The organism is Vibrio sp. SS-MA-C1-2 (genome assembly GCF_021513135.1).
In the GTDB taxonomy this organism is placed as follows: Bacteria; Pseudomonadota; Gammaproteobacteria; order Enterobacterales; family Vibrionaceae.
This window is the reverse complement of the sequence record NZ_CP090982.1, coordinates 161385-174064: the sequence shown is the minus strand read 5'-3', so window position 1 is coordinate 174064 and position 12680 is coordinate 161385. Positions and strand designations below refer to the sequence as shown.

Genomic DNA, 12680 nt, shown 5'->3' with positions numbered 1-12680 from the left:
ATCATAAAAAAGGGAAGTGAATTGTGATTAAAGCCTAAAAAGTGGCATTTTTTGACAAAAGTATGATAAAAATCATTTGGATTTAATTTGCATCCAAGCCTCCACGCAAGCGTTTAATAATTAAGAAAAATTTACCATTTAATCATATTTGAATCATAAATATCTATCAACCGTAATACGAAGTTAGTGATAGCTATAGCAATGGCTGAAATAATCGCTAACGAAGGACACCCTACCAAGCTTTTTGATAATGTGAAACTAAAGTCTATTTTTGTCTAAGTGCGACAGACAATGACTCTCTTTCGCGTTCGGAAAGAGCTAGATCACTTTGTAGTTGCGATATCTGACGTTGCTGTTCGACTAACTGGCCTTGTGCCGTTGATAATTGTTTACTTATCAGATCTCGCTTCAACTAACTCACCACCCAAACGCATTATTTCCGCCTTATGGTTTTCCTCGTTCGTTTTCAGCCTAACAACAAGCGTTCTTTCACCTGCAAGTTGAGTCAATACTGTTAAATATTGTTTCTTTTCTATTTCCCTCTGCTCATGAGAATCGGACAGTACTTTATTCTGTTCAGTTAATTTAACGATAATCTCACGCTCACTATTAAGTTTTTTCTGAGTCTCAATATGATTAGATTGCTCTTTCTTATACTGCTCTTGTTCTAGCTCTCGCTTTGCTTGCTCGATGGAGAGCAATTTCACCTGCTCACGCAGTGATTCACACTCTTGCTCCGCTTTATTAGCACGACGATTTGCGGCTTCAACAAGGCCATTCGCTTCACTTTTAGCATTCGTCACTAGTAAGTCACACTTACTCGAATGATCCGCGATAATTTGGTCATTTTTTCGCTTATTATCTTCACTATCTGAAATGGTATCAGCTAACTTTTTCTCTGCAATATCCACGCGATTCAGCGCATTGGTCGTTTTCTCATTCGCTTCATTCACTAGTTGAAAAAGTTTTGCTTCTAACATTTCAACTTGTAAATCACACTCTTTTTGCTTTTCACCTAATAAGGCAACGTGTTCATCAATAATCTCTTTTTGTTCAGCAATAATTTGTTGAAGGTTAGTTGTCCTTCTCTCTACCACAGTTTGCATTTCATCAGCTAACAATTGAGCGATTTTGCTACTTCCTACTTCATCCGCAATCCGCATAATCTCTGCATTTCGCTTATCATTAAAATCTCTTAAGAATTCAGAAACTTTTTCAGTTTTTCCACCCGTGACACTCAGCACGTTTCTTACAGAAGGACGAATGCCTTTACTCAACATAGCCAGTGCTGCTTGTTCAACTTGCTCTCTTTTAATGCCTTTATCAGTCATCATCAACCTACAAAAATTATAAAAAAATCTATATATAAGAGGATAATTTAGAAGGAAATGGGAAACTAATGTTTCCCTTTGAAAACTAATTCCTTACACGTTTTACTAACAAAGGTGTGGTGCTTATCACAAAAGTTGCGTCTAATCGTGGTCATTTGGTCCTGTTAGCAGAGGTTTTGGTACTTGCAGACATTTACACTTAAAAGATATGGCGTGCTAATGGACGAAAAAATGCGGTTACTACCTTTAATACTCATCATGTGTACATCCACTGCTCAAGCAGCGATTGAAGCTATTATCTACACAGATAATAATGGTCAGGATAAGACAAAACTTCGTGCTGATATTGATCTTGAAAATGCGAAATCGACTGAGGTGTTTGTTTCATCAGGTTTAGATACAACAGTGACACTGACGGTGTATAGAAATAATGTCCAAGTTAGTCAGCAAACATCTCATGTTATTGGTGTTGATGATCGCAAAACTTTGAATGGCCAAGATTACTACGCCAATATATTCACCTTATCATCAGCATTGATTGAAGGTGATTACAGGGTAACGACAGTAACTAAAAATTTACTCGGTGAAACAACGTCAACAGATAGTGTCACGTTTGAAAATGATTTAACGCCGCCAACATTTAGTTCCGAGATCCAACTCGTTCGTTCTGCTTACCATACGACCATTGAAAACATCGGTAATACTTCGACAACCAGTTATTTATACGTTGATGCCACGGACAACAGTGGAATAAACAGAGCGGTTTATTGGACCAATCGAGACAATCGTATTGAGAGAGATGTGCAGTTTAATGCTGATACTAATAGAGCAATAGCAGATAGAAGTATTGTTGCTTCTAGCACCCTCGTTCCCGAAGATAATTATTATCAGTTAGGATTTGATATCTTTGATAAGGCAGGGAATAAAGCAACAATTAGTCGTTATTCATGGTTCAACATTCGCTGTCCAAATGGTGCAACAATTAAAAAAGAAGTATTTAATTCTAGCAGTGGCCAATGGCAAACTTACTCCCCAGGCATGGTCATTCACTCCAATCCAGTAAAAGTCAGATATGGTCGCTTAATATCAGAGTTTGCCACTGATGGTTGGCCAATAGGTTATGCCAACAGCTATATAACGAACTCTGATAGTCAATATCATTATTATGAACGAACCTTCATCTATCCCTCCATGTACAGTTACTTCCATTACTTTAACGCAAGTGGCAGTCCATGTGGTACTTATCATGACAGATCATTCACCTTCACTCCCGCAGCAGGTGTTCAAGTGGCAGGCAAGTACACAAACGTACGCTATCAGATCAACAACAGCGGCTTATGGATTGATGCTAATCACAGCCGTCTTAACTATACCCACACCGTTACAGATATAGAGGTGTCCGTTGAAACAAGGGATTACGTTCAAAAGGTTGTTTTTAATTCCGTCGGAACATGCCTTGTCCCTGTTGGACAAACGAGTTGTGTGATAAGTAATGATGCAAGTGGAATTACCTATTCGAGTGGAAAAGGTTACGTTGCACACGCGTTTTACATACAAACCGAAGACGATTCTTTACGCGTCCATCAAGATTATCATCGTGCCTACTGGGATTTCAACGCGCCAGAAAATTTATCCTTAAACTTCAATCAACAAGCCAAATCACTTACATCAATCGTCTACAATGCCGATGACGTCACGGACTGGCGACAAAACTTATGGAATCTCTCAAACGTCGATGTAGAAGCCTTTATTGATAGTGCATGGCAAAAACTACCCGAAGCAAATGGTAAGTATTTAGATGCTTGGACTCACCAGCAAGACTATGATGTGAGTGCTTTGAGTGTTGAATCTAACGTGCAGTTTAGATTAATTTCAACCGACTCATATGGTAATTCGACAACAACAACACATACCTTCTTTATTGATAACATCGAGCCAGAAATAGCAGTTCAATATGATGGTAATCAACTGCCTTCCGTGATTAATAATATAGAGAAGTTATTGGTGACTATTGATGATAATAGCCAACCAGTATTAACAGAAGCTCGGCTGACTGGTTCAAATAGTTCAGAAGATGTCTATCTAGCCATTGTGGATGAAGGTAACTCCAATTATTCACTCCAACAACCGAAGATATTCCCCACTCTGAACTTTGATGATGGCGAACGCTATCAACTACATCTAACAGCATTAGATTCCTTTGGCACCGCGAAATCACGCACTATTAGTTTTGGTTATACACCAGAGAACCTGATCACATTAGAAAATTTACTGCTCTTTAACGTGAATCAAACTATGTACTTACTGAATAATCAACCATTTGCATTAATCAGAGCACCAGAGTTATTAAGACTTGATAACGGCCAACTAGCTACTGGACCTCAAAAAGTGGTGGTAATTAATCGAAGTAATAGCGAGATACCAATTGCACTCAAACTTGATGATGGAACGAGTTTAAACGTCAGTATTGGTCAGATAGCAGAATTTACTCTCGATTTAGGTAGTGCTGGTCGGCCTTTTGAAATAGAGGTGTATCCAGCAAACAATGAGGAAGGAACAGCCGAATTCCTGTTAGAGATACCTGAATTAGAAAGTTTATATTAGTAGGAGAACTTCATGTTCCATTTTATTACAAAGCAACAGGCGGTTAGAGAGTTACCATACATTCAAGATAAAAAATTATTTAGTGCTGTAACACTTTCGTTATGGTTGTATTTGGAACAGCAATCCTCGCTAAAGCGTGCAATTCGAGTTGCAGGTAATAAATATAAAGTGAAACAGAAGGTGGTTGAGAGATTAGTGAGGTTAGCTATACCGTCAGAAGTTATAGATGCCAGAACAACAGTAGAAATGAACCCGTTTATAAGAGAGTTAGAGGATAGTGCGATAGATCATTTAAGAAATATCTAAGCTACTTGCTAGATTCTTCACCAAACAATAACGCTAGTTTTAAAGATTGGAGTTGTTGATATACCGATCTTGCTTCATCCTTGGTTATTATTTGACTGATAATAAGGGGATTACCCAATAACTTACTGATTTTATTTTCAAACTCTACTTTATTACTAAACAGTTTTTCGTCTTCAAAGCTCCGCAGTAAAAGGTGAATGGTAGAGCGATAACGCTTTATCTTAGCTGACACGATTGGACCTATTGGTTTACTCGTACCTTGGCGACAGCCAACATTGCCACCACAAGAACTGCATCGCCAGTACTTGCGCTTGGCTATGTTTTTCAATTTCGGGAACAGTTCTGCACCTAATTTAAGGTTACACACTTTATCCGCATGGCAGATATGACAATAAATAGTTAATGTCTTATCAAATTTTATTTTTTTAGTAGCTAACATCCATTACCTCTGCATTTTATAAATCATTGATTTAACTTCTTCATCACCAATTTGCGTGAAAATTCGTCGAGAAACAGTCATAAATAACTCATTCCCCTTTTCTTCAAACTTAAATACTTGGAACTTCGATTCAGCTTGAGACTTACCATCTTTATCAAAGGTAAAATTAACCGGCACAGAAATGCCATTCAGCGAAATTGTCGATTGTCCAACTTCAACAATTGAGCCATCTTCGGATTTCCATTGACCAACAATCTGCAGTTTATTCTCATTATTGTTTTCATGATAAATAACGAGGGAAGTAAACGCACCAACAGTAACAATTGCAGTAAGTGCAATAACGATTAACTTTTTCATCAAACTCTCCATTTAGCTATCGGCTTTAATCAAAATTAGCTAAAAACCATGAAAAAATGTTAACTCTCCTCTAATCGGGGTCATTTGGTCCTGTTAGCAGGGTTTTGCTCACTTTCCATCGTCTAGTTTTATAAATAGAGCGATAAAAAGGATATGACTATGATGAAAAGAGCACTGAGTATTTTAACGATGACGATAGTTTCGTCACTTGCTGTAGCAAAATCAGTCTACATCACAGGTACAATTCAAACCGTTGAACCAACGTTTTCATCAACGATACCTTCGCCTATTTTGCGAGGTGTTAAGTCCTATAATTTCGTCGGTAGTCAAAGTGGTGGCCAAGCGGGTTGTACTATTACAACTGATATATCGCAAGCTCAACAGTCCACATTGGACAATCGATACTGTTATTTTGAGTGGCTCAGTGATACCGACAATGGTGGTGGCTGGAATAACAGTGGCTTTAATACTAGCGGCCGCGCATTAGCTCCTGCTGGAAATCATACTCGCTCTTACCAAATATCCTTTTTTTCAGGCTCTAGTAAAGAAAAAGTTATCGTCGGTGGTGGCGATATTAACTATACAACCGTCGATCCCGTACCTCCTGTTATCACCAACATTGTGACTACCACTTCTACAGGCACATATTCTGGTTTGAACCACATCACGCATAATAAAAACGAAAAGTTAAAAAATGTGAAGGTGCATGTCGAAGCCAGAAATTACCCTCAAATAATACGAGTGCCAAGCCTTGCAAACGCTCAATGTACTGTTCCTGAAAACAATACATCTTGTAATATCAGTAATGTGACTTTAGAAATATCAAGCAACGATGCATTAACAGGTAACCTACCAATTGCATTTAGTGTTGCCGATCCATACAACTTTATGACCAATGCCGACACCATTAACTTTGCTTGGGACTATCGCCCACCAGTGATTGAGCAATATGTTGTAAACGCTAAATCGAACCAGGCGCATCAAAACAGTCCTAAGTCAATTAATGTCGGTGGTCACAATGTGACAGTTGGCAATGATGAAGCAGTAATTGTCGTTAGTTCGCCACATAAAGCAGCCTACTCTTCTAACTTTTGGTGGTTACCGCCAACCCTAGAGGTGAAGTTTACCAAAGATGAAGATCATGTGATTGATATGTCATATGTGACACTAGATGGTGAAAATATTGGTAAGTTGTTTAAAAATGACTTTGTTAATTATACAGATAGAACGATGCTCTCGGACGGTACATACGAGCAATACGGTAATAAATATGTATATCGTGTGAATATTGCAAACGTGAAAGATGGCATTTATAAAGGCGAAATTGTTGCTAAAGATACCTTCAATAATTCATCAACACTCAGCCATGATTCGAGTGTTATAGATAGACTTCCGCCAGAAATTCATGTGTTTAATATCAAAGATAAGTTCAGCAATGGTGATCCTGTTTACTTTCTTGAGCACCTTGTCATGACAGTGCAGGATGAAACATCAGATAACAACCAAATTACGGCAGTTAAATTAAATGGTAATGACATAGATTTTCATGGTGAGCATGACATGGCCAAAGCCATCAGTGATGGTATTAGCTTAGATGCAAGAACCGTCCATGCTTTATCCATCACAGGTCAAGACATGGCAGGAAATTCGATTACTCGTACCTTTACACTTGATTTTATGCCACTTAATTTCAGATATTCTGATATTGAAAACCAAAAATTTGCATTGGTTCAAGAGCAACAAATCAGCTTTATTCAGACGCAAGGCCAAAGTTGTAAACTCTATAAATCAGAACACGAAGCGGTAACAGCTATTCGTAATCATGGCCAGTTAAACTGCTCAATCGAATGGTTGTCGATACCAGATGGTTTAGAACCTGCGTGGGATACACCACTACCTGAGTTAATTGGTGCCTTTGCTTATGATACCGATGCATTTATTAATGCACGGATTTGGATGCACGATAAGTTTGGTCGCAAAAACCTCATTAAAACCGATGATGTCACACTACTAGTGTCAGCACCCGACCAACCTGAGATTATCTTTGATGAGCGTGGCCAGTTTGATACCAACAAGTATGCGGTTGAACCAGGCGTGAGTAAAATATCACGATTTCGTTTAAGAGCAGCGTCCTCTCCAATTAGAGTGACAGTTTCAAGAAATGGCGAAGTATTAAAAGAGTCATTTATCCGTCAATCTAATCGCTACGCTTGGCACAATGTCACTCAAACTCTGATTGATTTAGAAAAAGCATATAACCGCCGCTTGTGGGAAGAACATGAATATACAGTAACCGTTCGTTATGCTTTGATGCCGAATATTGAAGGCTCAAACATTGCTTACTCATACGCTGTACCAAGTAAGCGTATTCGTATGAAAATGGCAAATAATGTCAGAGAGTTATCAACGCTTAATGAGTTAAATTTAAGCTCAACATTTGGTTTATATGACTCATTCTATCGTCGAGTTGTATATAAACCAGAAACGATGGGTGATTGGGAAATTCAAGTTGTTGCAGAGAACAGAGATAAAACCATTACACCACTAACAACGCTAAAGAATATTTCAGCCAATGGTGAAGATACTTACAAGCTTAACTGGGCAGCTGATGATATCGGCCATAACCGCTTCTATACAATAGCGAAACTAAAGAGTCCAAATCCAAAGTATGTGCATGAGGTTCGCTCCAACAAGTCAGCCGTGAAAGTGCTAAAAGGGACAGCCATTAATGGTGATTTGCGTACAATGCGAATTGCAGGTCCAGCACCGCTTAGTGCAATGATTCAATATGTTCACGACAGTCGAGATGATAAAGATGCTGCAGATGAAGTCGAATGGTTTATCAGCTCTAACAATGGTCAGAGTTGGACAAAGCATGGCCAAGACGGATCTCGATTTATTTATCGAGCAGAAAACGAAGGCACTTGGCTTGTTAAAGCAGAAGTCAAAAACCGCTTTACTGGCATTTTAGCTACAACTAACCATGTTCAAATCATGTCGTATCAAGTGCCTGACTTGGACATAATAGGTGCAACCAATGTCATTTCAGGTATGACTAAGAACTATGTCGCAATGGATCATGGTCAACCTGCTGATTTATCAGACATCATTTTACAATGGTCTATCGATGGTGGCCTAACATTCGTCGAAGATGTGAATAATATAGATTACACCGCAGATGAGATTGGCAATAACAAACTATTGTTAAGAGCAGCCTACATTGGTTTTGAGAGTAATCCTAACTCATGGGATGAAACCATATTATCCGTGCGTGGCCAACCACCTCGTCCTGTTCGCACAGGTGTTCATGGCTTAAAAGAGATGGAAACAGGCGATGTAGAAATGCTCAAAGCAAGAGTATCCCTTCCTTATTCCAATATGGACAGCACGATTGTTACTGAGTGGGTTCGTCCAGATGGCTCAATTGTACAAACAAATGAGTTAGAGTTTGCACCAACACTTGATGATCTTGCATGGGCAGATTGGCATGACTTTACGCTCCGTGCTTGGGTACAAGATGCCAAAGCAGAAACGTACAATGAATATAAGCATCGCGTGCGCGTGTGGGAGTATCAATTCCCTGAGTTTAATTTAGCGTATAAACAATCAATTAAGGTTGCACCTTCAGTCTTTGAAGTGTGGTTAAGAAGACCAATTGGCCATAACTTACACGAAGACTTTGAGTATGATTGGAACGGCAATGGTGAAGTCGAGATTACCCGTGATATGGGTTACAAAGCGCGCTTTACTGCAAAACAACCTGGTCTATACCCAATTACCGTATCGGTCAAAGATGAGCGCGGCAATTATCAAGACTTTATTGAGTATATTGAAGTGCTTGAACCAGAGCCTCTATCAATAGAGTTAGTTGAACGATTCTCTAACAAATATCAACGCGCACCCCTAAATGTCAATATGCGACCTCAAATACGCGGTGGCCACCCATCAGACCGAGTAGCTGATTACAAGTGGTACTTAAATGGTATGCTTCAACCAGAACTTGATAGAAGTACAGCAACATTTGAAGATTTACCAGCAGGAGTGCATAAATTAAAATTAGCTGTTTTAACTAAGTACGGTCAAGAAGAAGAATATGAACAGACTGTTGAGGTAATACCAAACAAGCCGCCAACCTGTGAAATTAAGCACAACATTTACTCGAAATCAGCTCGCATAGAAGCGGTTTGTGACGATGATGATGGCAAGATGGCTCGCTATCACTGGAAAGTGGATGGTGTAGAGCGTCGCAACGTTGGTAAGCGTATATCCGAATACAGAGAACTCGGTTCATCAGTTGTCGTCGAACTGATCGGTGAAGATGATTCTGGCGACACTGCTACCGCGACAACAGTGGTTAATTGGTAGGAATATCTAACACTTTGTCGGGTTACAGTGAACAGTTAACCCGACAAAGTGTATGGTAACTGTAGATTTTTTATCGATTTTAATAAATTTCGACAACGATAAAACCATAAAATCCAAAAGGTTAGAGTAACAACTCGAAAAGTGTCAACTTTATTAACCTTTTTGCTATAGACACTGTTTAAATAACCAAGTAATTTAAAACAAGCACAACAAATAGATGCTGGATAAATCTAGTACATTATCAAAAATAGGGTACAGTTATAGTCCATTATTTATAGAGAAGTCACCAAAAATGCAACCCATCTCTTATAAACGATCGCCCACTGGACGGTTAAAGCAAATGAGGGATAATTTTAGGCAGAATATGACTATAAAAGTCACCAAAAATGTAACCCATTCCTGATTAACGCTCGCTCACTGGACCGTTATAGTAAATGAGGGACAATTTTAGGCAGGATATGACTATAAAAGTCACCAAAAATGTAACCCATCCCTGATTAACGGTCACTCACTGAACGGTTGTAGTAAATGAGGGACAATTTTAGGCAGGATATGACTATAAAAGTCACCAAAAATGTAACCCATCCCTGATTAACGGTCACTCACTGAACGGTTGTAGTAAATGAGGGACAATTTTAGGCAGGATATGACTATAAAAATCACCAAAAATGTAACCCATTTCTGATTAATGCTCGCTCGCTGGACGGTTATAGTAAATGAGGGACAATTTTAGGCAGAATATGACTATAAAAGTCACCAAAAATGTAACCCATCCCTGATTAACGGTCACTCACTGAACGGTTATAGTAAATGAGGGACAATTTTAGGCAGAATATGACTATAAAAGTCACCAAAAATGTAACCCATTTCTGATTAACGCTCGCTCGCTGGACGGTTATAGTAAATGAGGGACAATTTTAGGCAGAATATGACAATAAAAGTCACCAAAAATGTAACCTATTCCTGATTAACACTCGTTCACTGAACGGTTGTAGTAAATGAGGGACAATTTTAGGCAGGATATGACTATAAAAGTCACCAAAAATGTACCCCATTCCTGATTAACACTCATTCAGTGGACGGTTATAGTAAATGAGGGACAATTTTAAGCAGGATATGACTATAAAAGTCACCAAAAATGTAACCCATTTCTGATTAGCGCTCGCTCGCTGGACGGTTATAGTAAATGAGGGACAATTTTAGGCAGGATATAACTATAAAAGTCACCAAAAATGTAACCCATTTCTGATTAACGGTTACTCACTGGACGGTTATAGTAAATGAAGGACAATTTTAGGCAGAATATAAATAGGAAAGTCACTAAAGATGTAACCTACCCTCGTCAATCCATCCAGTTAACTATTGATTAATAAGAATAAATATCATAAATTAAATATTAAACAGATCATTAAAAATGTAACCTATTTATCATTTTTAAAAATGGTTTCATATAAAACTCACCCAAAATGTAACCTACCTTCAATGCAATTCTCATTTATGTCTAATACGGACAAATAAAAAAACACATAAATAGGTTACAAAAAAAGTGAAAAACATAGCAATCAATTCACTTTTTTTGTAACCTATAATTATAAAATCATGATTCGTGGGTAGTATAATGAGTAAGGAAAAAACTGAGATTCAAAAATCGACTTGGTTAGTTAATTCAGGGCATACCATAACGAAGAAGGAACAAGAGTTACAGTTTCTTATGTTTGAGTCGATGCCTTTTCAAGAAAAAGATGCTGCTACGGGGAAACTGATACCGTTAAGAGTTGGAGATTTTCCACATGTTACAGATGATGGGATACCGGAAATAGAAGTAAGTTACGCACTAGCTAGTCTTAGAACTACTGGGACTAAGCGTAATGCAAAGAAGAAAGTCTTAGAAACAATTGAGAAATTAAAGCATCAGCGTGTAATTATTGGAAAAAATGATTATGCGATGTATGTACATATAAAACCAAAAGAGAATTCATTTGTTTTTGGGATCCATCCAGAAATTGTGCCGTTCCTAGATCTTAGTTCCAAAGGTTATGCTCGTATAAACACTCAAAATTATCTCGAACTAAATAATATCTCAGCACGACGTTTGTATGAGCAAATTTCTCTTAGCATAGATCAACCTAACTTCATACATCATCCGATACCTGTCCATGATCTAATGATTAGGCTAGGAGCATTAGATAAAGATGGTAATCCGCCGCCAAAATTAGATAAAAATGGTAAGGTTAAAAAATTAAACACAAGCTCTACAGTTAAAAAAACCTTTATCAGACGACATATAGCTGAACCAATTCAACTTATCGCACAGCACCCAGTTTTAGGTAAGCAGATCGAATTTATAGAACATAAAGAAATAAAAGGTAATAAGACAACCACATATTTAGGCTATAAACCTATTTATGATAAGCAGGATAAGAGAAAAATAGAAAAAATCCAGTTCTTATATAGATGGAAAAAAACTCAAAATAAAGCCGATTACCTAAAACAAATAATTAATCTAGCTAATAAATATATGCACAAAAAACCTACCATCAAGGATTGGAAAGATGTGCTCGCAATGTTGGATTCGATTAGTTTAGCTGATCATAATGAACGAACATCATCTATATTTGCTAAATTGCAAAAAGAGTTTGAAGGACATAAGCAGCGACTTTTAAAAGAAAAAGAAGCTGAAGAAGAGAAAACAACGAAATTAGATGACTCTGAAGAAGCAAAACTGGAGGATCAATTATTAAGCTTATTTAACAAATGATTGTTTTTGATCCCTATTAAGCACTATTTTGATCCCGAATATGCATGTTTTTGATCCTTATTAAGCATGTTTTCGATCCCAAATATGCATATCTCTGATCCTCAAATAGCAACTTAATGATCCAGATCTACAGATGAAGTCGTTTATAAACAACGATTTAAAGAACGTTATAAGCTTTATAAACATATAACCTATAAAACAATATATAACTTATTATAAAGATTGTGGATAAGTGGATAAAGCTACGCTTTAACACACCTTAACCACAAGACAGATAATCAATATTCTTTTTTTATTAATAATTTAAAGAGCTGAAAGCAGATTTAAGCCTTTTTAAAGGTTATACCCTACCAATGCCTCTACTAAATTTAGATTTTCGCATAGAAAGGCTTAATAGAGCTTCTACAGCATAAATATATGCACACTTAGCAAATTCACCGTAACCCCTCGATGATGGGCGTGAGAAGTCACTCAATTAAATTATTTCAGTTGGGCTACCAAATATTTATAACACGACAAT

At 37.6% G+C, this 12680-nt stretch carries 8 protein-coding genes; 4 read left to right on the top strand and 4 right to left on the bottom strand.

All coding sequences use genetic code 11. From position 1 onward, the window contains the following. Window positions 1-265 precede the first annotated feature (265 nt). Window positions 266-412 carry a hypothetical protein gene (locus L0B53_RS19085; protein WP_235062358.1) on the bottom strand — a complete coding sequence of 49 codons (147 nt, stop codon included), beginning with the start codon at window positions 410-412 and terminating at the stop codon, window positions 266-268. After that, window positions 390-1334, bottom strand: a complete 945-nt coding sequence (locus tag L0B53_RS19080) for a DNA-binding protein (protein ID WP_235062357.1) — start codon at window positions 1332-1334, stop codon at window positions 390-392. Before L0B53_RS19080 ends, L0B53_RS19085 begins: the two co-directional genes overlap by 23 nt. A 216-nt stretch (window positions 1335-1550) precedes the next feature. Between L0B53_RS19080 and L0B53_RS19075 the strand changes: the two genes are divergently transcribed. After that, window positions 1551-3935 (top strand): Ig-like domain-containing protein, encoded by a 2385-nt coding sequence (locus L0B53_RS19075; protein ID WP_235062356.1) that lies wholly within the window; start codon window positions 1551-1553, stop codon window positions 3933-3935. 12 nt (window positions 3936-3947) lie between these two features. Continuing rightward, entirely contained in the window at window positions 3948-4241 is a 294-nt protein-coding gene (locus L0B53_RS19070; protein WP_235062355.1) for a hypothetical protein, read from the top strand. A gap of 1 nt (window position 4242) precedes the next feature. On the opposite strand, the gene L0B53_RS19065 is transcribed toward L0B53_RS19070, so the two are convergent. Then, window positions 4243-4680: a DUF3268 family zinc-finger domain-containing protein gene (locus tag L0B53_RS19065; RefSeq protein ID WP_235062354.1), complete on the bottom strand. Its 438-nt coding sequence runs from the start codon at window positions 4678-4680 to the stop codon at window positions 4243-4245. A gap of 3 nt (window positions 4681-4683) precedes the next feature. Next, the gene (locus tag L0B53_RS19060; protein ID WP_235062353.1) at window positions 4684-5037 is read right to left on the bottom strand and encodes a hypothetical protein; all 354 of its coding nucleotides are present in this window, start codon (window positions 5035-5037) and stop codon (window positions 4684-4686) included. 159 nt (window positions 5038-5196) lie between these two features. Between L0B53_RS19060 and L0B53_RS19055 the strand changes: the two genes are divergently transcribed. Together L0B53_RS19055 and L0B53_RS19050 are read left to right on the top strand one after the other, a co-directional pair. Next, window positions 5197-9402, top strand: a complete 4206-nt coding sequence (locus L0B53_RS19055) for an Ig-like domain-containing protein (protein WP_235062352.1) — start codon at window positions 5197-5199, stop codon at window positions 9400-9402. A gap of 1618 nt (window positions 9403-11020) precedes the next feature. Continuing rightward, window positions 11021-12160 (top strand): RepB family plasmid replication initiator protein, encoded by a 1140-nt coding sequence (locus L0B53_RS19050; RefSeq protein ID WP_235062351.1) that lies wholly within the window; start codon window positions 11021-11023, stop codon window positions 12158-12160. Window positions 12161-12680: the final 520 nt, after the last annotated feature.